This is a genomic window from Streptomyces sp. NPDC036813, assembly GCF_055609245.1.
The window spans coordinates 240,697-262,403 of the sequence record NZ_JBVJPV010000003.1 but is presented as its reverse complement, the minus strand read 5'-3'; the positions used below and the strand labels follow the sequence as shown (position 1 = coordinate 262,403).

Below are 21,707 nucleotides of genomic sequence, written 5' to 3'. Positions count from 1 at the left end.
AGGAGTGTCCCGCGCGAGAGTGGTGTCCATGAACGGAAACCAGATCGAAGGTCTCATCGGAATGCTCTTCACCCTGGGGATCCTGGTCCTCCTGATCCTGCCGTCCCTGCTCGGCACCGTGCGCGAGCGGCGGATGGACCGGCAGATCAAGGAGGCCCAGGAGACCAGGGGAGAGACCACGCCTCAGAAGTCCTCGTCCAGGTCGACGGTGCCCTCCACCGCGACCTGGTACGCAGACGGGCGCCGCTCGAAGAAGTTGGTCAGCTCCTGAACGCCCTGCAGCTCCATGAAGGAGAAGGGGTTCTCCGAGCCGTACACGGGGGCGAAGCCGAGCCGGGTGAGCCGCTGGTCGGCGACACACTCCAGGTACTGCCGCATCGAGTCGGTGTTCATGCCCGGCAGGCCGTCGCCGCACAGGTCGCGCGCGAACTGCAGCTCGGCCTCGACGGCCTCCTCGAGCATGTCGGTGACCTGCTGCCCGAGCTCCTCGTCGAAGAGGTCCGGCTCCTCCTTGCGGACGGTGTCGACCACGTCGAAGGCGAACGACATGTGCATGGTCTCGTCACGGAACACCCAGTTGGTGCCGGTGGCGAGACCGTGCAGCAGGCCCCGGCTGCGGAACCAGTACACGTACGCGAAGGCGCCGTAGAAGAACAGGCCCTCGATGCACGCCGCGAAGCAGATGAGGTTCAGCAGGAAGCGGCGCCGGTCGGCCTTGGACTCGAGGCGCTCCAGCTTCTCGACCTCGTTGATCCACTTGAAGCAGAAGCCGGCCTTCTCCCGGATGGACGGGATGTTCTCCACCGCGTCGAAGGCGGCCGCGCGGTCCTCCGGGTCGGGCAGGTACGTGTCCAGCAGCGTCAGATAGAACTGGACGTGCACGGCCTCCTCGAAGAGCTGCCGCGACAGGTACAGGCGCGCCTCGGGCGAGTTGATGTGCTTGTAGAGCGTCAGCACCAGGTTGTTCGCGACGATCGAGTCGCCCGTCGCGAAGAACGCCACCAGACGGCCGATGAGGTGCTGCTCCGCCGGAGTCAGCTTCGCGAGGTCGGCGACGTCCGAGTGGAGGTCGACCTCCTCCACGGTCCAGGTGTTCTTGATGGCGTCCCGGTAACGCTCGTAGAAGTCCGGGTAGCGCATGGGGCGCAAGGTCAGTTCGAAGCCCGGGTCGAGGAGATTCGTGTTACGGGTGGTCATTACTGGCAGGCCTCGCAGGACTCGGGGTTTTCCAGGGAGCAGGCGATCGCCTCTTCGGAGGGCGCCTGCTGGACGGGGACGGTGGCCTGCGCCTGGGCGGCGCGGGCGATGCGCGTCGCCGGGCGCGAACGCAGGTAGTACGTCGTCTTCAGCCCGGACTTCCAGGCGTAGGCGTACATCGAGGAGAGCTTGCCGATCGTCGGCGTCTCCAGGAACAGGTTGAGCGACTGCGCCTGGTCCAGGAACGGGGTCCGGGCCGCCGCCATGTCGATCAGGCCGCGCTGCGGGATCTCCCACGCCGTGCGGTACAGCCGCCGTACGTCCTCGGGGATCCAGGCGAAGTCCTGCACCGAGCCGCTCGACTCGCGCAGCGCCTCACGGGTGCGGGCGTCCCACACGCCGAGCTGCTTCAGTTCGGCGACCAGATAGGAGTTCACCTGGAGGAACTCGCCGGACAGCGTCTCGCGCTTGAACAGGTTCGACACCTGCGGCTCGATGCACTCGTACACGCCCGCGATGGAGGCGATGGTGGCGGTCGGCGCGATGGCGAGGAGCAGGGAGTTGCGCATGCCGGTTTCGGCGATACGGCGGCGCAGTGCCTCCCAGCGCTCCGGCCAGGTCAGTTCCACGTCGTAGTGGTCGGGGTGCAGCACGCCGCGCGCGGTGCGGGTCTTCTCCCAGGCCGGCAGCGGGCCGTTGCGCTCGGCGAGGTCGGCGGAGGCCTCGTACGCGGCGAGCATGACGCGCTCGGCGATCCGGGTGGACAGGGCCATGGCCTCGGGGGAGTCGAACGGCAGCCGCAGCTTGAAGAAGACGTCCTGCAGTCCCATCGCGCCCAGGCCGACCGGGCGCCACTTGGCGTTGGAGCGGCCCGCTTGCTCGGTCGGGTAGAAGTTGATGTCGACGACGCGGTCGAGGAAGGTGACGGCCGTGCGGACGGTGGCGTCCAGCCGCTCCCAGTCGATGTCCCCGTCGGCCACGAACGCGCCGAGGTTGACCGAGCCGAGGTTGCAGACGGCCGTCTCACCGTCGTCGGTGACCTCAAGGATCTCCGTGCAGAGGTTGGAGGAGTGGACCACGTGGCCCGGCAGGGCCGTCTGGTTGGCGGTGCGGTTGGCTGCGTCCTTGAAGGTCATCCATCCGTTGCCGGTCTGCGCGAGGGTGCGCATCATGCGGCCGTACAGCTCGCGGGCCGGAAGCGTCTTCTTCGCCAGCCCCGCGTCCTCCGCCTTGCGGTACGCGGCGTCGAACTCCTCGCCCCACAGGTCGACCAGCTCCGGCACGTCGGCCGGCGAGAACAGCGACCACTGCGCGTCCGCGTTGACCCGGCGCATGAACTCGTCCGGGATCCAGTGCGCGAGGTTCAGGTTGTGCGTACGGCGGGCGTCCTCACCGGTGTTGTCCCGCAGCTCCAGGAACTCCTCGATGTCGGAGTGCCAGGTCTCCAGGTACACCGCGGCCGCGCCCTTGCGCCGCCCGCCCTGGTTCACCGCGGCGACCGAGGCGTCCAGCGTCTTCAGGAACGGCACGATGCCGTTGGAGTGCCCGTTGGTGCCGCGGATCAGCGAACCGCGGCTGCGGATGCGGGAGTACGACAGCCCGATGCCGCCGGCGTGCTTGGAGAGCCGCGCGACCTGGTGGTAGCGGTCGTAGATGGAGTCCAGCTCGTCCAGCGGGGAGTCGAGGAGATAGCAGGACGACATCTGGGGGTGCCGGGTGCCGGAGTTGAAGAGGGTGGGGGAGGAGGGCAGGTAGTCGAGGCGGCTCATGAGCCCGTAGAGCGCCGCGACCTCGTCCACGGAACGGACGGTGTCGTCCTCGGCGAGGCCGCTCGCCACCCGCAGCAGGAAGTGCTGGGGCGTCTCGATCACCTTGCGGGTGATCGGGTGCCGCAGGAGGTAGCGGCTGTGCAGGGTGCGCAGGCCGAAGTAGCCGAAGCGGTCGTCGGCGCGGGTGTCGACGAGGGCGTCGAGCCGCTCGGCGTGCAGCCGTACGAACGCCGCCGTCCGGTCCGCGATGAGCCCCTCGCGGTGCCCCACGGTGACCGACTCCGTGAACGACGTGACGCCCTGGGAGGCGGCCTGTGCGCGGATGGTGAGGGTGAGCAGACGGGCGGCCAGCCGGGAGTAGGCGGGGTCCTCGGAGATGAGTCCGGCGGCGGCCTCCGTGGCCAGCTCCCGCAGCTCCGCCTCGTCGGCGTGCGCCGAGCGGCCGCGCAGCGCGGCGGCGGCGACCCGGCCGGGGTCGGCGTCGGGGAGGTCGATGGTCAGCTCGGTCAGGGTGCGCAGCAGCGCGGCACCGGGACCGTCCTGCTCCCGCTCGGTGGCTGAGGCCGGATCGGCTGGCGCGATGGTCACGTGGGGCTCTCCCTCGCTCGGCACGGGGCCTCGGCGAGGGCAGGGGGCAGCACACGAGCGCACGCGGCGTCGCGTCCACCGGCCCATTCCACGAGGCCCGGACGTCAGGGCACGCCGGCCGGGTGGCCGGGTGCACTGTCGGCAGGTCCTCGGACTGGACCAGCGTGCGCGAAGCACGCATGTACACCGTTGCGGGACAGTTCCGGATTCGCACCGGATTCCCCTGCGACGACAGCGAGCATGAGCATACATCTAGTGCCGGGCTGTCGCGTCACCCCCAGATGTTGTGTTGCGCTGATCTCACAGCGTCAACTCGTAGGTGAGGAGCATGATGTCGTCGAGGTCGGGGAGCGGGTTCCAGTCCCGCTCGGGCGTACGGACGAAGCCCAGCCGTTCGTAGAGGCGGTGGGCGGTGACCATGGTCCGCTGGGTCGACAGAACGATCGCTCCGCAGCCGTCGACGGCCCGGGCCCGGTCGATGCAGGCCCGCACCAGCGCCTCACCGGCGCCTTGGCCGCGAGCCGCGCGGGCGACGGCCAGCATGCGGATCTCGGCCTCGCCGGGACGCGCGATGTCGGCCATGGGGCCGCCGGCCGGTACGAAGGTGACGCCGCCGAGAAGGGTGTCGTCGGCCGTGGCGACGAGCACCTCGGCCGCGGCGGCACGCTTGGCGACGTCGCGCAGCTCGCCGAGGTACTCGTCGCTCTCGCCGAAGTCCAGGAGCCCGTCCTGGAGATAGGCCTGGGCTGTGATCTCGCCGAGGGCGGCGTGTTCATGGGGTGCGACGGGCCGGATCACGATGTCCATGACGGTGAGTGTGCCCCACGGGTACGACGACGGGCCGCCGGTTTTTCTCCGGCGGCCCGTGCGCGTGGGTTGCTCAGTGACCGGCGCCCGCCGTGGCCGGGGGGAGTTCGGTCTGGACGCCCGGGTCGCCGGCGTCCGCCGTGTAGTCCTCCGGCCGGGTCTCGTCGACGCCCTCGGGGGCCTTGACGGCCTTCAGGACGAGCGTGAGGACCACGGTCACCGCGACGTTCAGCACGAACGCCGTGAGGCCGATGTAGCCGATCTCGCCGATGCCGGGGATCTCCTTCGCGGAGCCGCCGAAGTGCTTCTGCGTCGGCGAGGCCACCCCGTACGCGGCCAGCGTGCCGTAGGCCATGCCGACCGCCCAGCCCGCCAGCAGTGCCCAGCGGTGGAACCAGCGCGTGAACAGGCCGCCGACCAGGGCCGGGAAGGTCTGCAGGATCCAGATGCCGCCCAGCAGCTGGAAGTTGATCGCGACCGTCTTGTCCATGGTGAGGACGAAGACCAGCGCGCCCACCTTCACCAGCAGGGAGACGATCTTGGAGACCTGGGCCTCCTGCTTCGGCGTGGCGTCCTGCTTGATGAAGTCCTTGTAGATGTTGCGCGTGAAGAGGTTCGCCGCCGCGATGGACATGATGGCCGCCGGGACCAGCGCGCCGATGCCGATCGCCGCGAACGCGATGCCCGCGAACCAGTCCGGGAACATGTCCTCGAACAGCTGCGGGATGGCCAGCTGGCCGTTCTGCACCTTGACGCCGGCCGCGATCGCCATGAAGCCGAGCAGCGCGAGCAGGCCCAGCATCAGGGAGTACAGCGGCAGGATCGTGGTGTTGCGCCGGATCACCTCACGGCTCCTGGACGACAGGGTCGCGGTGATCGAGTGCGGGTACATGAACAGCGCGAGCGCGGAGCCGAGCGCCAGCGTCGCGTACGTCCACTGGCCGGCCTCCGCCGGGGCGAGCGCGCCGCGCGGCTTGCCGGTGGCCGGGTTGACCTGGCTGAACGCGTGGCCCGCCTTGGCGAAGATGTCGTCGAAGCCGCCCAGCTTGATCGGGATGTAGATGATCGCCACCGCGATGACGATGTAGATCAGCGCGTCCTTCACGAAGGCGATCAGCGCGGGGGCCCGCAGACCGGACGAGTAGGTGTACGCCGCCAGCACGCCGAACGCGATCAGCAGCGGCAGGTCCTTGACGAACCAGTTGGTGTTCTCGCCGCCGCCGACGCCCATCACGTCCAGCACGGCCTGGATGCCGACGAGCTGGAGCGCGATGTACGGCATCGTCGCGAGGATGCCGGTCAGCGCAACCGCCAGCGACAGCCCCTTGGAGCCGAAGCGGCCGCGCACGAAGTCCGACGTCGTCACGTACCCGTGCTTGTGCGACACCGACCACAGCCGGGGCAGGAACGTGAAGATCAGCGGGTAGACGAGGATCGTGTACGGCACCGCGAAGAAGCCGGACGCGCCCGCCGCGTAGATCGCCGCCGGCACGGCGACGAACGTGTACGCCGTGTACAGGTCGCCGCCGAGCAGGAACCAGGTGATCCAGGTACCGAACGACCGTCCGCCCAGGCCCCATTCGTCGAGGCTGTGCTCGTTCTCGGCCTTGCGCCAGCGCGCGGCCAGGAAGCCGAGCACGGTGACGAGCAGGAAGAAGAAGATGAAGACGCCGAGTGCGACGCCGTTCACGCCGTCCTTCACTTGTCCGCACCGCCCTTCCGGGAAGCACGGGCGCGCTGGTCACGCCGCCACAGCTGGTACGCGATCACGGTCAGCGCCGTGGAGATGATCACCCACAGCATCTGGTACCAGTAGAAGAAGGGGATCCCGATGAACGCCGGGTCCACCTTCGCGTAACTTCCGACCCACAGCATCGCCACGAAGGGCGCTACCAGGCAGAGGGCGATGACGACGCGCACGGGCGTCACCGTCGCCGGTCTGGACACATCTGGCGCATTCGTCATCGCGCGGTTCCGTCCCCTCACTGATCACCTGTGCAATGCGCAGGAAATCTAGGTCAGGTGTAGCAGGAACGGAACCCCTCGTCCGCATAACGGGCGTTGACGGTCTGGACCGTTATCCGACCGCGACTCCCGCGGGATGTGACGGAGCGTCCTACGGCCGCTTCAGGCGCGCCACGAACTTGTAGCGGTCCCCGCGGTAGACCGACCGCACCCACTCCACCGGCTCGCCCTGCCGGTCGAAGGAGTGGCGGGAGAGCATCAGCATCGGCAGGCCCACGTCGGTACCGAGCAGGCCGGCCTCGCGCGGGGTGGCCAGCGAGGTCTCGATGGTCTCCTCGGCCTCGGCGAGGTGGACGTCGTAGACCTCGGCGAGCGCGGTGTAGAGGGACGTGTACTTCACCAGGGAGCGGCGCAGCGCCGGGAAACGCTTGGCCGAGAGGTGGGTGGTCTCTATGGCCATCGGTTCGCCGTTGGCCATGCGCAGCCGCTCGATGCGCAGCACCCGGCCGCCGGCGGTGATGTCGAGCAGGTCGGCGAGCCGGTCGTCGGCGGTGATGTAGCCGATGTCGAGCAGCTGCGAGGTGGGCTCCAGGCCCTGCGCGCGCATGTCCTCGGTGTACGACGTCAGCTGCAGCGCCTGCGAGACCTTCGGCTTGGCGACGAACGTGCCCTTGCCCTGAATGCGCTCCAGCCGGCCCTCGACCACCAGCTCCTGCAGCGCCTGGCGGACGGTGGTGCGGGAGGTGTCGAACTCCGCCGCGAGCGTCCGCTCCGGCGGGACGGGGGTGCCGGGCGGCATCGTCTCGGTCATGTCGAGCAGGTGCTTCTTCAGGCGGTAGTACTTGGGCACGCGCGCGGTACGGACGGTGGCGCCACTGTCGTTCTCCGCACTGCTGACGTCGGTGCTCATGCTCTGCCTTCCCGGCTCCGGTGCCGAAGCGGCCGACACGCCATCGGCCGCGGGCTCACATCGTGGCACGGCTTGGTGCGGGGTGACCTCGGTGGGCGCCTCCGCACGCTCCCTGATCTCCTCTGTATACCGTCGCCGCCCCCGCTGGTCTAGTCCAGCGAGGACGCTCCCGCGAGTGTTCCACCGGGCATGCGTGCGATCCCCGTCCGACGCCCATGCCCCGCCCGGCACCCATGCCCTGCCGGACGCCCAGGCCCGGCCCGGCGCGCAGGCCCCGGCCCGGCACCCAGGCCCGCCCCGGCGCGCAGGCCCGGCCGGACGCGCTCGCCCGGCCCGGCACCCACGCCCCGGCCGGCACCCAGGCCCGGCCCGACGCGCTCGTCCGGTCCCGTGTCCGGCCCGCCGCGGGTCAGATGCCCTGCCACTCCGGCTTGTTCGCATACGTGTGCCGGAAGTAGTCCGCCAGCTTCAGCTTGGACGCCGCCGCCTCGTCCACGACCACCGTCGCGTGCGGGTGCAGCTGCAACGCGGAGGCCGGGCAGACCGCCGCGACCGGGCCCTCGACCGTCGCGGCCACCGCGTCCGCCTTGCCCTCGCCCGTGGCCAGCAGGACCAGGTGGCGGGCCTCCAGGATGGTGCCGATGCCCTGCGTGATCACGTGGTGCGGCACCTGGTCGATGTCGCCGTCGAAGAAGCGGGCGTTGTCCACCCGGGTCTGCTCGGTCAGCGTCTTGATCCGCGTCCGCGAGGCGAGCGAGGAGCACGGCTCGTTGAAGCCGATGTGTCCGTCGGTCCCGATCCCGAGGAGCTGGAGGTCCACTCCGCCGGCCTCGGGCAGCGCCCTGTCGTACGCCTCGCACGCCGCCTGCACGTCCTTCGCGGTGCCGTCCGGGCCGAGGAACCGTTCCATGCCGATGCCGAGCGGCTCCAGCACCTCGCGGCGCAGCACCGAGCGGTAGGACTCCGGGTGCTCGGCGGGCAGCCCCACGTACTCGTCGAGCTGGGCGACCCGCGCCCGGCCGGTGTCCACGGCACCGGAGCGCACCTTCGCCTCCAGGGCCCGGTAGATGGGCAGCGGGGTCGAGCCCGTGGCGACGCCGAGCAGGGCGTCGGGCTTGCGCCGCAGCAGCTGCGCCATGGCCTCGGCGATGAGCTCGCCGCCCGCCTCGGCGTCCGGAACGATGACAACTTCCACGCTGGCCTGCCGTTTCGAAGAGGGGACTCGGGGAGGGACCGGGGTGGCCGGGACCGGGAGGCGCTGGGTGACCCGCCGGGGCCCGGTGCCCGGAATCGGGCAATGTGGTTTAGACCAATCTAACAGAGGCGGGCACTCCTCTCCCAGGGTCTCCGCACCCCTCCCTGCCCGCCACTGCCCCGTCCCGTCCCGTCTAGTGAAGGCTCAGCAGCGTGCCGCCGGTCGCGTCCAAGTGCTGGCCCGTGATCCAGCGGGAGTCGGGCGACGCCAGGAAGGCCACGATGTCGGCCACGTCGGGCACGGTGCCGACCCGTCCGAAGACGGAGACGGCCTCCGCGTGCCCGCGCACCGCCGGGTCGGAGAGCACCGCATGCGTCAGGTCCGTCTCGACGAACCCTGGCCCGACCGAGTTGACGGTGATGCCCCGCGGTGCCAGCTCCACCGCGAGGGATCTGGTCAGCGTGGTGACCGCGCCCTTGGCCATGTGCGTCGCGGCGATGCCGGGGATGCCGAGGTGGGTCGCCGCCGTGACGTTGATGATGCGGCCCTGGTCGCGCAGCCGGTGCAGCCCGTGCTTGATGATGAAGAAGGGTGCCTTGGCGTTGATCGCGTGCGTGCGCTCGAACAACTCCTCGTCCGTCTCGCCCACGGTCGCGAAGAACGCCGCGCCCGCGTTGTTGACCAGGATGTCCACTGCCTGCGCATGCCGGTCGAAGGCCGTCCAGAGGGCCTCGGCGTCGCCGGGCGCGCCCAGCTCGGCGCCGATCGCGAACGCCCTGCCGCCGGCTGCCTCGATCGCGGCCACCGTCTCCTTCGCCGCCGCCTCATTGCGGCCGTAATGCACCCCGACCCGCGCCCCGTCCCGCGCCAGCCGCTCGGCGACGCCCCGTCCGATCCCTCGGCTCGCCCCTGTGACCAGCGCGGTCCTGCCCGTGAGCACGCCCATGTCCCTGCCCCCTCGCAATTGACTAGCGGTCGCTACAAAAAGACCGTACAGCGGTTCGGTGTCCTTTCTCTAGTGCCCGCTATAAAATCCCCCTCATGGGTGACCAGCTGGGTGAGCAGCGAACGGACACGGCGACCGTGGACGGCGGCGCGGCGGCGGCACGCACCCCCCGTCCTCGCGGACGCCCCCGCGGCTTCGACCGCGAGACCGCCCTGGAGAAGGCGGTCATGGCCTTCTGGGAGCGCGGCTACGAGGCGACCTCCGTCTCCGACCTGACCCGTGTCATGGGGATCGGCGCCCCGAGCCTGTACGCCGCCTTCGGTGACAAGCGCTCCCTCTTCGAGGAGGCGGTCCGGCAGTACGGCGCCACGTACGGCTCCTTCGGCGAGCGCGCCCTGGCCGAGGAACCCACCGCGCGATCGGCCGTGCGGCGCGTGCTGCGCGAGGCCGCCGTCATGTACACCGCCCCCGGGCACCCGCACGGCTGCCTGTTCGTCCATGCGGCGACCAACTGCACGAGCCGCGAGGTGGAAGAATTCCTGCGCGGGGTGCGCACCGCCCAGATCGCCGCCTTCGAGCGCCGCATCCGCGAGGCGGTCGCGGCGGGGGAGCTGCCGGCGGACACCGACGCCGCCGTGCTCGCCCGGCACGCCGGGGCCGTCGTCCAGGGAATGTCGCAGCAGGCACGGGACGGGGCGAGCCGGGAGGAACTGGAAGCGCTCGCGGAATTTGCCATGACGGTGTGGCCCCGTTGCTGACCAGGGCGGGCTAGGCTGCGGTGCAATAACTTCACACGGGCTGCGTGAGCGGTTCGTCCCGGCGCATGGACAGGCCTAGTGGTCTAGTCCAGAATGCGACAGGACGGTGCGAGCACGACCGGGCGCAGCGATCACAGCTTCCGTCTTCCCCGCACAGGAAGACGGATCGAGGAACCGGAGCTCTCTGCCCTGACTGCCCCGGCTCCTCACCTTCGGCCGACCGGGACCGCACACCCCACGGCCGATATTGCTCCGGGCTGCGGTGCCGGGAGGGTTGAGGGTCCCTCCCAGGCGCCGCGGCCCGCGGGTGTTTCCGGGCCCCTCCGTCCCACGGTCGCCGGCCGGCCCGTCTCGCGGCCCCAGGTCGGCGCCGTACATTTCAGGGCCGTACAAACCGCCAGGTACGCTCGCACCCGTGCCCTCCATGAACGAACTGGTCCGCCAGCACACCGCCCTCGACGACTCCGACCTCGAGTGGCTGCATCTGCTGGTGTCGGAGTGGCAGCTGCTCTCCGACCTCTCCTTCGCCGACCTGGTTCTCTGGGTCCCCACCCGCGACGGCACGCGGTACGTCTCGGTCGCCCAGATGCGGCCCAACACCGGCCCCACCTCCTACCAGGACGACATGGTCGGCCACCTCGTCCCGCGCGGCCGCCGGCCCCTGCTGGACGCCGCACTGGACGAGGGCCGGATCGTGCGCGAGGGCGACCCGGAGTGGCGCGAGGAGGTCCCCGTCCGGGTCGAGTCGATCCCCGTACGGCGGGACGGCCGCGTCCTCGGCGTGATCGCCCGCAACACCAACCTGCTCACCGTGCGCACCCCGAGCCGGCTCGAGCTGACCTATCTGCAGAGCGCCTCCGACCTCGCGCAGATGATCGCGGCGGGCTCCTTCCCCTTCCCGGACCAGCAGGTGGACATGGACGCCTCGCCACGCGTCGGCGACGGCCTGATCCGGCTCGACGCGGACGGCGTCGTCCAGTACGCCTCCCCGAACGCACTGTCCGCCTACCACCGGCTCGGCCTCGCCTCCGACCTCGTCGGCCAGCACCTGGGCCAGACCACCGCGGAACTCGCCCCGACCCGGGGACCGGTGGACGAGGCGCTCGCCAAGGTCGCCAGCGGCTGGGCCCCGCGGGAGTTCGAGATCGAGGCCAGCGACGGGGTCATCCAGTTCCGGGCGATCCCGCTCAAGCCGAAGGGCACGCGCATCGGTTCGCTGGTGCTGCTGCGGGACGTGACGGAACTGCGGCGCCGCGAGCGTGAGTTGATCACCAAGGACGCCACCATCCGGGAGATCCACCACCGGGTGAAGAACAACCTCCAGACGGTAGCCGCCCTGCTGCGGCTGCAGGCCCGGCGCATCGACTCCGATCGCGGCAGGGAGGCGCTGGAGGAGGCGGTCCGCCGGGTCGGCTCCATCGCCATCGTGCACGAGACGCTGTCCCAGAACCTGGACGAGCGGGTCGAGTTCGACGAGATCGCCGACCGCGTGCTGTCCATGGTCGCGGAGATCTCCCCGGGCAAGGTCACCGGCCGGCGAACCGGCCGCTTCGGCATTCTGGACGCCGAAGTCGCCACGCCCCTGTCGATGGTGCTCACCGAGGTCCTGCAGAACGCCCTGGAGCACGGCTTCCATCAGGGCGACACCGGCACGGTCGAGGTCTCGGCGGTGCGGGGCGGCACGACGAAGGAGGCGCGCCTGCTGGTCACGGTCCAGGACGACGGCGTCGGCCTGCCTGAGGGCTTCGATCCACGGACCGCCGGAAATCTCGGGCTGCAGATCGTCCGCACCCTGGTCGAGGGCGAGCTGGGCGGCACCTTCGACATGGTCCCGGCGCCCGAGCGCGGCACCCAGGTGATCCTCGACATCCCGGTGCGGGCGCAGAAGTAGGGCCGGTCGGCCGCGGTACGGGCGCGGAAGCAGCGGACGTCACAGAGAGTGAGTGGCCCTCGTCATAGGAGAGGAGTGGCCCTCGTCATAGGGCACAAGTGGCCCGCGCCACCCACCAGTTGAGGGCCATGTCACCACGGCCGGCGGACAGCAAAAAGCCCCGGACCGCCATTGGTCCGAGGCTAGTGCTCGACTTCTTCGTTCACTGCGCGCTGCGGCTCGGGGGCGGGAGATGCGCACGCGATGTGCGCGCCGCCAAGCTCAGGCTGTCAGCAGGGGTGGGTCGTCAGGCAGAAGCCTGACGGGCCCGGTTGCGGGCGGCGCGGCGCTTCATGGCGCGACGCTCGTCCTCGCTGAGACCACCCCAGACGCCGGAGTCCTGACCGGACTCGAGCGCCCACTGCAGACACTGCTCGATCACCGGGCAGCGACGGCAGACGGCCTTGGCTTCCTCGATCTGCAGCAGCGCAGGACCGGTGTTGCCGATGGGGAAGAAGAGCTCGGGGTCTTCCTCGCGGCAAACGGCGTTGTGACGCCAGTCCATGGCTGCTACCTCTCCTTGGTATGACTGTGCAAGTTGCTTGTGAATGTGAACGCTTTCACGAATCCCTCAACAAGTGAAGGGCCGACCACCGAGTCTTCCCCGGCGGGGTCCTGTGTTTGGTGAGGGGTTCTGGTGATCAGTGGAGGCCGATGTTGCGGGCCGTCCCGATCGCCACGTAGAGACTCGCAAACCTCAGCGGCGGATACAACCCCTTCAGGAAAGTTTTTTTTGATTCTTCGGTGTCGACTAGGTCACAGCCGTACTTCCATGGGGTGGATCCTGGCCTAAACGTTCGAGTGAAAGGACTTTGGCCCTTTCTGCTCACACAATCACACGCAGTGCACGGCGTACACCTGTGAACGTCACGCTGGTACGCAGCCCCAGATGGTCACCGTCCATCTGGAGGGGGAGCGGCACCTTCGAATGCAAGGTGAAGCGGTCCAGATCGTGCAGTGCGACGGCATGCTTGCCGCGCGGTCCGCGCTCCGGGGACGAAGTGAGCAACTGGGTGCCATACCGGGCAACCGCGGCCGTGGAAAGGCGGCTGAGACCGAACACATCGAGCCCCGTGTCGAACGAGGCCTGCGGGGAGGCGTAGATCGGGCGGTTGCCGAGGAACGTCCACGGAGAGGTGTTCGAGACTATGGACAGGACGAGATCCGTGAGCGGCTCCTCGCCCTCCCGCTCCAGCGTGATGGAGCCGTGCCGGCGATTCGACTCGCCCAGCAGCTGACGCACCACCTGCCGTACATAGAGCGCGTGGGTCGACTTCCTGCCGCGCTCGCGGTGCTGCTCCACCCGGCCGACCACACCCGCGTCGAAGCCGAGCCCCGCGTTGAAGGTGAACCAGCGCTCCGGCACCGCCTCGTCCTCCGTGCCCGGCGTGCCGGAGGCCAGCCCCAGGCCGACCGTGCGTTCGCTGCCCTCGCGCAGCGCGTCCAGCAGGGCGCCGGTCGCCTCCACGGCGTCGTTGGGCAGGCCCAGCGCGCGGGCGAAGACGTTGGTGGAACCGCCGGGCACCACCGCGAGGCCGGGCAGCCGGGCCGGGTCGGGGCCGGCGTGCAGCAGTCCGTTGACCACCTCGTTGACCGTGCCGTCGCCGCCGAGCGCCACGACCAGGTCGATGTCGTCGCCGGTGGCGGCCTGCCGGCCGAGGTCGCGCGCGTGCCCGCGGTACTGGGTGGTGACCGCCTCCAGCTTCATCTCGCTGGCGAGCGCGTGGATGAGCACGTCGCGTGTGCGCGCACTGGTGGTGGTTGCCGCCGGGTTGACCACGAGAAGTGCACGCATGACGTGCAGCGTACCTACTGAGCGGTACTCGTACGAGGGCAAGGTAGGGAACAGGTAAGAGGGGGGCCGGTGGGGCTTGCCCTCGGGGACGCGTCGGCCGGTGGGGCTTGCCCCCGGGGACGCGTCGGCCGAGGGCTACCCTTCAGGGGTGAGCAGTGAGCAGACCCCCACCCCCACCTCCACGCAGACCCAGGACACCGCCGGCCCGCGCCCGCGGCGTCTGACGTACGCCGCGGTGCTCGCCGGCCTCGAAGGGCTCGCGCTGCTCGTCGGCGGGGTGTGGATGCTGGTCCTCGGGCTGACCGGCGCCCCGGACGACCGGCAGCAGGCCGTGACCGGCGGGGTGACGATCGTCGTCCTCGCGCTGCTGCCGCTGCTGGCCGCCCGCGGGCTGCTGGCCCGCCGCAGCTGGAGCCGCGGTCCGGCCGTCATCACGCAGATCATCGCGCTGCCGGTGGCCTACAACCTGATCCACGCCGACGGCGCCGCCATCCCGGCGGGCATCGCGCTGACCGCCGTCGCCATCGCCGGGCTGGTCCTCCTGGTCAACGGCGAGACGACCCGTGCCCTCGGCATCCGAGGACCGGGGGCGGGACCGGGGGCGCAGAAGTAACGGCGACGGCTCCCGTGGGCGCTCACGCCCGCACCGGGAGCCGTCGGTGACAAGGAAGAGCTCGTCACTCCTCCACGAGCAGCTTCTCCCGCAGCTGTGCCAGGGTCCTCGCCAGGAGCCGGGACACGTGCATCTGGGAGATGCCGACCTCCTGCGCGATCTGCGACTGGGTCATGTTGCCGAAGAAGCGCAGCAGCAGGATCCGCTTCTCGCGCGGCGGGAGGCCCTCCAGCAGCGGCTTGAGCGACTCCCGGTACTCGACGCCCTCCAGCGCCTCGTCCTCGGCGCCCAGGGTGTCGGCGACCGCCGGGGACTCGTCGTCGGTGTCGGGGACGTCCAGGGACAGCGTGGAGTAGGCGTTGGCGGACTCCAGACCCTCCAGGACCTCCTCCTCCGAGATCCCCAGCTTCTCGGCGAGCTCATGGACCGTGGGCGAGCGGCCGTGCAGCTGGGACAGCTCCGCCGTGGCCGTCGTCAGTGACAGCCGCAGCTCCTGCAGCCTGCGCGGTACCCGCACCGCCCAGCCCTTGTCGCGGAAGTGCCGCTTGATCTCGCCGACGACCGTCGGGGTCGCGTACGTGGAGAACTCCACGCCACGGTCCGGGTCGAAGCGGTCGACGGACTTGATCAGCCCGATGGTGGCGACCTGGGTGAGGTCGTCGAGCGGCTCGCCGCGGTTGCGGAAGCGGCGCGCGAGGTGCTCCACGAGGGGCAGGTGCATCCGGACCAGCTTGTTGCGCAGCTCGGCGTACTCGGCGCTGCCCTCCTTCAGCGCGCGCAGCTCGACGAACATCGCCCGCGCCCCGCTGCGGTCCTGCGGGCCGTGCTGCGTGAGGTGCACCGCGCGCACGGCCTGCCCGTCCGGCGTCTGCACTTCGCGCACGGCCTGACCGTCCGGCGCCTGTTCCTCGGCGTCTCGCTCGTGCTCGCTCATCGTCCCGCCCGTTGCCCTGCCCCGAGCCCCGGCTTCCGCTGGGACAGGGGTGCCCCCGTTCCGCCGGCCCCGGGGCGTGCCCCGTCCGGCGCCTTCGCTTGGCCGCGGGCCGCCGTCGGCGGTGCCCCGCAGACCGGCGTCCACCGCCCCGGCCCGGGAGGACTCGTCCTCCGGGTGCGGCCGGGCCTGCTCGGGGATGCCGTCGATGCCGTCCGCCGTACGCCGGGAAACACCCTGAGCGCCCAGGGCGTTCTCGGGCGGCAGTTCCCTGGTGCCACGCTCTTCGTCCCGCACCGGCCCGTCCCCGTTCCTCACGCCGGCCCGGGTCCCGCGCCGCGCTGTTTGTAGAGGCTGATCGAAACGGTCTTGTCCTCGTCCACGGCGGAGGAGACCTTGCCCGCGAGAGCGGACAGGACGGTCCAGGCGAACGTGTCCCGTGAGGGGGCGTGCCCGTCCGTGGTCGGCGCCGAGACGGTGACCTCGAGTGAGTCGTCGACGAGCCGGAAGACGCAGGAGAGCACCGAGCCCGGCACGGCCTGCTGCAGCAGGATCGCGCAGGCCTCGTCCACGGCGATGCGCAGGTCCTCGATCTCGTCCAGGGTGAAGTCCAAACGGGCCGCGAGACCGGCCGTGGCCGTCCGCAGCACCGACAGGTAGGCACCCGCAGCCGGCAGCCGGACCTCCACGAAGTCCTGGTTCACCGCGGGCTCGCCTGCGATCTGGGACACCCTCACCTCCAAGGTGGTACAAGCTGTTCGGGGCCGAGGGTCGCCCCCCGGGTCAACGCGAAGTGTGGTACTGCGGTGACGCTATCGCGCCCAGAAGTTTCCTGTCCCGGGGCCCCAACCCCTTGCCGTCACTCATAGTAAAGCTCCGGATACGCTCCGTGGCTAGGGGGTGAGCGGGCCCAATTGGGAACAGCGCGCGCCGGATTGACGTACCCAGGCGTCAGACGCTCGAACCGTACCCGTTGCGGCCCCTTCCGGTCTCCTCCCGCGGTCCCATTTCCGCCCGTACCGGGCCGAGCGCGGCGGCTCGCACCCGTGACCGGCCGCTCACACCAGCACGTGGTCGACGAAGCACCAGCGCCAGTCCTCGCCCGGCTCGAAGGTCCGCATCACCGGGTGACCGGTTTCCTTGTGGTGCTCGGTGGCGTGCCGGTTGGGCGAGGAGTCGCAGCAGCCCACGTGGCCGCACGTCAGACACAGCCGCAGCTGCACCGGGTGGGTGCCGTCCCGCAGGCACTCCGGACACGTCTCGCTGAGCGGAGTCGGTTCCGGACGCGGCAGCGCGTCGGCGTGCGTGCACTGTTTCATGATTGCCAGGTTACGACGGGCGTGCGGTGAGCGGCGCGTAGAACGAGGGTGGGCGAGGACGATGGACGTGATGCCACTGCTGTTGCTGGTGGCGGGCAGTGCGGCGGTGGCCGCGGCCGCCCGGCGCACCCCGGTGCCGGCACCGCTGCTGCTGGTCGCTGTCGGCCTCGCGGTCGCCTACGTCCCCGGCATTCCCGACTACCGGCTCGACCCCGACGTCGTCCTGCCCCTGCTGCTGCCGCCGCTGCTGTACACCTCCGCGGTGGACAGTTCCTACCTCGACCTGAGGGCGCAGATGCGGCCCGTGGCGCTGCTGTCGGTCGGCTACGTCCTGTTCGCCACCGTCGCCGTCGGCTGGGCCGCGTACGTCCTGGTGCCCGGCCTGCCGCTGACCGCGGCGCTGGTGCTCGGCGCGGTCGTCGCGCCGCCGGACGCGGTGGCGGCGACGGCGGTGGCACGCCGGGTCGGGCTGCCCTCGCGGATCACGACCATCCTCCAGGGCGAGTCCCTGCTGAACGACGCCACCGCGATCACCGCCTACAAGGTGGCGCTCGCCGCGGCGGTCGGCGAGGGCGCGTCCTGGGCCGGGGGGATCGGCGAGTTCCTGCTCGCGGCGGTCGGCGGCGTGGTGGTGGGCCTGATCCTGATGGCGCCGATCCACTGGCTGCGCACCCACCTCAAGGAACCCCTCCTGCAGAACACGCTGTCCCTGCTCATCCCGTTCGTCGCGTACGCGGCGGCCGAGCAGGTCCACGCCTCGGGCGTACTCGCCGTGGTCGTCGTCGCCCTCTATCTCGGCCACCGCAACTGGGAGGTCGACTTCGCCACCCGGCTGCAGGAGGAGGCGGTGTGGAAAATGGTCGCCTTCGTACTGGAATCGGCCGTGTTCGCGCTCATCGGGCTGCAGCTGCCGGTCGTCCTGCAGGGCCTCGGGGAGTACGCGGGCGCCGACGCCGCCTGGTACGCCGTCGCCCTGTTCCTCGTGGTCGTCGCGGTCCGCTTCCTGTGGGTGTACCCGGCGACCTTCCTGCCCCGGCTGCTGTCCGCGCGCATCCGCGCCCGCGAGGACAACCCGACCTGGCGCGCCCCGGTGGTCATCGCCTGGGCCGGGATGCGCGGCGTGGTCTCCCTGGCCATCGCCTTCTCCATCCCGCTCCACCTGCACGACGGCGACCAGCCCTTCCCCCACCGCAACCTCGTCCTCTTCCTGACCTTCACCACCGTCATCGGCACCCTCGTGGTGCAGGGCCTGTCCCTGCCGCCGCTGATCCGCCTGCTGAAGTTCCCCGCCCGCGACGCGCAGGCCGCGACCCTCGCCGAGGCCAACGCCCAGGCGCAGGCATCCCGCGCCGCCGAGCAGTGCCTCGACGACCTCCTGGCCGACGAGCGCAACGCGCTGCCGCCACCGCTCGCCGACCGGCTGCGCAGCGTCCTGGAGCGCCGCCGCAACGCGGTCTGGGAACGCCTCGGCCAGGTCAACCCGATCACCGGCGAGACCGCCGACGACACCTACCGGCGGCTCTCCGGCGAGATGATCAGCGCCGAGCGCGAGGTCTTCGTGAAGCTGCGCGACGGCCGCTACATCGACGACGAGATGCTGCGCGCCCTGCTGCGCCGGCTGGACCTGGAGGAGGCGGCGGCCTACCGGGAGGCTACGTAGGACCTGTCCGGCGGTGCGCCGGTCGGGACCGGTGCGTCACTCCGGAAAGGGCCGGCCGGTGATCACCGCCGCAAGGGAGGTGCCCCTGGGGAACGCGCCCTCCTCGGTGAGGGTGAGGAGTGCGTACAGCATCTTGGCGACGTAGAGACGTTCCACGGGCAGTCCGTGGCGGTCCTCGAAGTCGTCCGCGAAGGCGTCGAGAGCGGCGGGCACGCGCGCGTAGCCGCCGAAGTGGAACCGCTCGTCCAGCAGCCAGCTGCCGCGCGGCCCGCCGAAGGCCCGCTCCTGCAGCGACCGGATGTCGCCGGGCAGGAAGCCCCCCTTGAGGACGGGGACACCCAGCACGCGCTGCCCGGGGCCCAGCCCGGCGGCCAGGCCGGCCAGCGTGCCGCCGGTACCGCAGGCGAGGGCGACCACCTCGGCCCGCCCGCGCAGCTCCGCACCGAGCGCGACGCACCCCCGCACGGCCGCCGCGTTGCTGCCGCCCTCCGGGACGACGTAGGCCTCCCGGGCGTTCACGCTGTCCAGCACCGCGGCAAGAATGTCCGGTTCCGTTTTACGGCGATAGGTCGACCTGTCGACGAAGTGCAGCCGCATGCCGTCGGCGGCGCAGCGGGCGAGGGAGGGGTTCAGGGGACGCCCTGCCAGTTCCTCACCGCGGACCACGCCGATCGTCGGGACGCCCAGGAGACGGCCCGCGGCCGCCGTGGCCCGCAGGTGGTTGGAGTACGCGCCGCCGAAGGTCACGATCGGCCGCCCGTTCGCCGCGTCCAGGTTCGGAGCCAGCTTGCGCCACTTGTTGCCGGTCAGCTGCGGATGGATCAGGTCGTCGCGCTTGAGCAGCAGCCGGACGCCGTGCCGGGCGAAACGGTCGTCCGCCGCCTCCTCCACAGGGGAGGGCAGGCGGGGATGGAGGGCGTCCAGGCTGGTCACCGCACCATTGTCGAACAGCCGTCCCGTCGGGCCCCTCGCGGCACGGTCACTTCAGGCGCTCGCGGATCCGCTCCCGCAGCCACGCCATCGTGAAGCCCCGGGGGTCCACCTTCCCCGGCTGCCACTCCAGGTGGCCGATGACCGACCGCTGCGTCCAGCCGTGCCGGCGGCACAGGGCCGCCGCGGCCTTTTCGATCGCCACCAGCTGGGCCTCGGGCCAGGGGTCCTCGCCGTCGCCGAGGTTCTCGCACTCGAAGCCGTAGAAGTGGCGGTTGCCGTCGGTGTTCGCCTCGTTGTCGTGCGGCAGCGCCTTCTCCGCGATCACCGCGCGCAGGACGTCGTCGTCGCCCAGACCGGCGTGGTTGGCGCGGCCGTAGCCGACCAGGTGGACCGTGCCGTCCTTGGTGATCACGCCGTGGCACAGCGGCCCCGGCAGCCCGGGGCGGCCGTCCCGGCAGATCTCCACCGTGCGCGCGCCGCCCCGCGTCACCGTGTGATGGATCATCACGCCGTGCACCGGGCCCCAGGGGCCCTTGTGGTTGCGATTGTGATGCCTCCAGTCGCCGACCTCGACGACCTCCAGGCCCTCGGCTCTCAGAGCGGTGAGGAAGTCGTTCGCGGACAGGGGTGAGGCCATGTCGCCTCCTTCGTGCTGCTGTCCCGGGGCCACGGGGCGCGGCCGCCGTCGTACCCCGCTTGTACCGAAACCGGACGAGACGGACGACATCGTTCGTACGGTGTGCGAGCCGATCCGGACATGGCGTCCTGCCGCGGGCCGCCCGGAGAGCTGTTCAGTCTTCCCTCCGGGAAGTGATCCAACCCCGCTCTTTCGTGTAATAGCACCGGCACGCTCCGTGATGGGAGCCTGGTCACCAGATCGAATGCCTGGCGCGGTTCGGAGCCAGTGCAGCACTGGGAGGGCAGTTCTCTATGTCGGTAGGCGAAGAGGTCCGCACGGAAGAGACCAGGCCGCAGCAGAGCCTTGGCACCGCGGCCGCGCGGAACCTGGCCACCACGACCAAGTCCGTGCCGCAGATGCAGGAGATCAGCTCGCGCTGGCTGCTGCGGCTGCTGCCGTGGGTGGACGTGCAGGGCGGCACGTACCGGGTGAACCGGCGGCTGACCTACGCGGTCGGCGACGGCCGCATCACGTTCGTGAAGACCGGTGACCGTGTCGAGGTCATCCCCGCGGAGCTGGGCGAGCTGCCCGCCCTACGGGCCTACGAGGACGAGGAGGTGCTGGCGGAGCTGGCCCAGCGCTGCAGGCAGCACCAGTTCGCCCCCGGCGAGGTGATCGCCTCCTTCGGCAGCCAGGCAGAGGAGGTCTACCTGCTGGCGCACGGCAGGGTGGAGAAGGTCGGCACCGGCCCGTACGGCGACGACCAGGTCCTCGGCGTGCTCGCCGACGGTGCCTACTTCGGTGAGCAGGCGCTGCTGTCCGGCGACGCCATCTGGGAGTACACCGCCCGGGCGGACACCGCCTGCACGGTCCTGATCCTTTCCCGCCAGGACGTCGAGCAGGTCGCCGAGCGCGCCGAGTCGCTGCGCGAACAGCTCCGGCAGGCCCGCGCGATCCCCGAGCAGCGCACCAACAAGTACGGGGAGAAGGAGGTCGAGCTGGCGGCCGGCCACTCCGGCGAGCCGGACATCCCGCACACCTTCGTCGACTACGAGCCCCGGCCCCGCGAGTACGAACTGAGCATCGCCCAGACCGTGCTGCGCATCCACTCGCGCGTCGCCGACCTGTACAACCAGCCGATGAACCAGACCGAGCAGCAGCTGCGGCTCACCGTCGAGGCGTTGAAGGAGCGCCAGGAGCACGAGCTCGTCAACAGCCGGGAGTTCGGCCTGCTGTCGAACTGCGAGTACGACCAGCGGATCCAGCCGCACGACGGCGTGCCCAGCCCCGACGACATGGACGAGCTGCTCAGCCGGCGGCGCGGCACCAAGATGTTCCTCGCCCACCCGCGCGCGATCGCCGCGTTCGGGCGCGAGCTGAACAAGCGGGGACTGGTCCCGGAGACCATCGACGTGGGCGGCAACCGCATCCCCACCTGGCGGGGTGTGCCCATCTACCCGTGCAACAAGATCCCGGTGACCGAGGCGCGCACCACCTCCATCATCGCGATGCGTCTCGGCGAGCAGGACCAGGGCGTCATCGGTCTGCGCCAGTCGGGCATCCCGGACGAGATCGAGCCGAGCCTGTCGGTGCGGTTCATGGGCATCAACGAGCAGGCGATCATCAAGTACCTGGTCACGGCCTACTACTCGGCCGCCGTGCTCGTGCCGGACGCGCTGGGTGTGCTGGAGAACGTCGAGATCGGCCGCTGGCGGTGACCCTCCCCCTCCAGGGGCCCCGTGCCCGCCCCGCCGCGGGGCGGGCACATCCTT

At 70.7% G+C, this 21,707-nt stretch carries 21 protein-coding genes and 1 riboswitch; of the genes, 6 read left to right on the top strand and 15 right to left on the bottom strand.

Annotated features, from left to right (window positions below; all coding sequences use genetic code 11):
- Nucleotides 1-28 precede the first annotated feature (28 nt).
- Nucleotides 29-271 carry a hypothetical protein gene (locus tag ACZ67Q_RS08740; RefSeq protein WP_471178277.1) on the top strand — a complete coding sequence of 81 codons (243 nt, stop codon included), beginning with the start codon at nt 29-31 and terminating at the stop codon, nt 269-271.
- Here ACZ67Q_RS08740 and ACZ67Q_RS08735 read toward each other — a convergent pair.
- The 8 genes from ACZ67Q_RS08735 to ACZ67Q_RS08700 all read right to left on the bottom strand — a co-directional run bounded on the left by ACZ67Q_RS08735 (nt 184) and on the right by ACZ67Q_RS08700 (nt 9,377).
- Nucleotides 184-1,197 (bottom strand): ribonucleotide-diphosphate reductase subunit beta, encoded by a 1,014-nt coding sequence (locus tag ACZ67Q_RS08735; protein WP_471178274.1) that lies wholly within the window; start codon nt 1,195-1,197, stop codon nt 184-186. The two genes, ACZ67Q_RS08740 and ACZ67Q_RS08735, sit on opposite strands and share 88 nt — an antisense overlap.
- Nucleotides 1,197-3,554, bottom strand: a complete 2,358-nt coding sequence (locus ACZ67Q_RS08730; RefSeq protein WP_471178272.1) for a ribonucleoside-diphosphate reductase subunit alpha — start codon at nt 3,552-3,554, stop codon at nt 1,197-1,199. The genes ACZ67Q_RS08735 and ACZ67Q_RS08730 overlap by 1 nt, the downstream gene beginning before the upstream one ends.
- A 123-nt stretch (nt 3,555-3,677) precedes the next feature.
- Nucleotides 3,678-3,802, bottom strand: a riboswitch (cobalamin riboswitch).
- Between the two features lie 52 nt (nt 3,803-3,854).
- The gene (locus tag ACZ67Q_RS08725) at nt 3,855-4,361 is read right to left on the bottom strand and encodes a GNAT family N-acetyltransferase (RefSeq protein ID WP_471178269.1); all 507 of its coding nucleotides are present in this window, start codon (nt 4,359-4,361) and stop codon (nt 3,855-3,857) included.
- A gap of 73 nt (nt 4,362-4,434) precedes the next feature.
- Complete coding sequence (gene mctP, locus ACZ67Q_RS08720) at nt 4,435-6,063, bottom strand: monocarboxylate uptake permease MctP (protein ID WP_471178266.1); 1,629 nt, start codon at nt 6,061-6,063, stop codon at nt 4,435-4,437.
- Entirely contained in the window at nt 6,060-6,326 is a 267-nt protein-coding gene (locus tag ACZ67Q_RS08715) for a DUF3311 domain-containing protein (protein WP_471178263.1), read from the bottom strand. The genes mctP and ACZ67Q_RS08715 overlap by 4 nt, the downstream gene beginning before the upstream one ends.
- A gap of 151 nt (nt 6,327-6,477) precedes the next feature.
- On the bottom strand, nt 6,478-7,236 hold the full coding sequence (locus ACZ67Q_RS08710) for a GntR family transcriptional regulator (RefSeq protein WP_361631128.1): 759 nt from the start codon (nt 7,234-7,236) through the stop codon (nt 6,478-6,480).
- Between the two features lie 409 nt (nt 7,237-7,645).
- Nucleotides 7,646-8,431, bottom strand: a complete 786-nt coding sequence (gene nagB / locus ACZ67Q_RS08705; protein WP_471178260.1) for a glucosamine-6-phosphate deaminase — start codon at nt 8,429-8,431, stop codon at nt 7,646-7,648.
- A 193-nt stretch (nt 8,432-8,624) separates the two neighbouring features.
- A complete protein-coding gene (locus tag ACZ67Q_RS08700; protein WP_471178258.1) occupies nt 8,625-9,377 on the bottom strand; it encodes an SDR family oxidoreductase in 753 nt (250 codons plus the stop codon).
- A gap of 95 nt (nt 9,378-9,472) precedes the next feature.
- Here ACZ67Q_RS08700 and ACZ67Q_RS08695 point away from each other — a divergent pair, with 95 nt between their 5' ends.
- Entirely contained in the window at nt 9,473-10,135 is a 663-nt protein-coding gene (locus tag ACZ67Q_RS08695) for a TetR/AcrR family transcriptional regulator (RefSeq protein WP_471178255.1), read from the top strand.
- Nucleotides 10,136-10,550: 415 nt separating this feature from the next.
- Nucleotides 10,551-12,026: a sensor histidine kinase gene (locus ACZ67Q_RS08690; RefSeq protein ID WP_471178252.1), complete on the top strand. Its 1,476-nt coding sequence runs from the start codon at nt 10,551-10,553 to the stop codon at nt 12,024-12,026.
- A 286-nt stretch (nt 12,027-12,312) separates the two neighbouring features.
- On the opposite strand, the gene ACZ67Q_RS08685 is transcribed toward ACZ67Q_RS08690, so the two are convergent.
- Both ACZ67Q_RS08685 and ACZ67Q_RS08680 read right to left on the bottom strand, forming a co-directional pair.
- Nucleotides 12,313-12,570 carry a WhiB family transcriptional regulator gene (locus tag ACZ67Q_RS08685; protein WP_003992873.1) on the bottom strand — a complete coding sequence of 86 codons (258 nt, stop codon included), beginning with the start codon at nt 12,568-12,570 and terminating at the stop codon, nt 12,313-12,315.
- 321 nt (nt 12,571-12,891) lie between these two features.
- Nucleotides 12,892-13,860: a diacylglycerol/lipid kinase family protein gene (locus ACZ67Q_RS08680; RefSeq protein ID WP_471178249.1), complete on the bottom strand. Its 969-nt coding sequence runs from the start codon at nt 13,858-13,860 to the stop codon at nt 12,892-12,894.
- A gap of 148 nt (nt 13,861-14,008) precedes the next feature.
- Between ACZ67Q_RS08680 and ACZ67Q_RS08675 the strand changes: the two genes are divergently transcribed.
- Nucleotides 14,009-14,473: a hypothetical protein gene (locus ACZ67Q_RS08675; protein WP_471178247.1), complete on the top strand. Its 465-nt coding sequence runs from the start codon at nt 14,009-14,011 to the stop codon at nt 14,471-14,473.
- Between the two features lie 64 nt (nt 14,474-14,537).
- Here ACZ67Q_RS08675 and ACZ67Q_RS08670 read toward each other — a convergent pair whose 3' ends face one another.
- The 3 genes from ACZ67Q_RS08670 to ACZ67Q_RS08660 form a co-directional block, all read right to left on the bottom strand.
- Nucleotides 14,538-15,722 (bottom strand): RNA polymerase sigma factor SigF, encoded by a 1,185-nt coding sequence (locus ACZ67Q_RS08670; RefSeq protein ID WP_471178244.1) that lies wholly within the window; start codon nt 15,720-15,722, stop codon nt 14,538-14,540.
- Nucleotides 15,719-16,135, bottom strand: a complete 417-nt coding sequence (locus ACZ67Q_RS08665; RefSeq protein WP_103781358.1) for an ATP-binding protein — start codon at nt 16,133-16,135, stop codon at nt 15,719-15,721. Before ACZ67Q_RS08665 ends, ACZ67Q_RS08670 begins: the two co-directional genes overlap by 4 nt.
- 327 nt (nt 16,136-16,462) lie before the next feature.
- Complete coding sequence (locus ACZ67Q_RS08660; protein ID WP_471178241.1) at nt 16,463-16,723, bottom strand: UBP-type zinc finger domain-containing protein; 261 nt, start codon at nt 16,721-16,723, stop codon at nt 16,463-16,465.
- Nucleotides 16,724-16,784: 61 nt separating this feature from the next.
- On the opposite strand from ACZ67Q_RS08660, the gene ACZ67Q_RS08655 reads away from it, so the two are divergent.
- The gene (locus ACZ67Q_RS08655) at nt 16,785-18,383 is read left to right on the top strand and encodes a Na+/H+ antiporter (protein WP_471178239.1); all 1,599 of its coding nucleotides are present in this window, start codon (nt 16,785-16,787) and stop codon (nt 18,381-18,383) included.
- 36 nt (nt 18,384-18,419) lie between these two features.
- Here ACZ67Q_RS08655 and ACZ67Q_RS08650 read toward each other — a convergent pair whose 3' ends face one another.
- Both ACZ67Q_RS08650 and ACZ67Q_RS08645 read right to left on the bottom strand, forming a co-directional pair.
- The gene (locus tag ACZ67Q_RS08650; RefSeq protein WP_471178236.1) at nt 18,420-19,316 is read right to left on the bottom strand and encodes a 1-aminocyclopropane-1-carboxylate deaminase/D-cysteine desulfhydrase; all 897 of its coding nucleotides are present in this window, start codon (nt 19,314-19,316) and stop codon (nt 18,420-18,422) included.
- A gap of 46 nt (nt 19,317-19,362) precedes the next feature.
- On the bottom strand, nt 19,363-19,953 hold the full coding sequence (locus ACZ67Q_RS08645; protein ID WP_471178233.1) for an N-acetylmuramoyl-L-alanine amidase: 591 nt from the start codon (nt 19,951-19,953) through the stop codon (nt 19,363-19,365).
- 293 nt (nt 19,954-20,246) lie between these two features.
- Here ACZ67Q_RS08645 and ACZ67Q_RS08640 point away from each other — a divergent pair, with 293 nt between their 5' ends.
- On the top strand, nt 20,247-21,653 hold the full coding sequence (locus tag ACZ67Q_RS08640) for a family 2B encapsulin nanocompartment shell protein (RefSeq protein ID WP_471178231.1): 1,407 nt from the start codon (nt 20,247-20,249) through the stop codon (nt 21,651-21,653).
- Nucleotides 21,654-21,707: the final 54 nt, after the last annotated feature.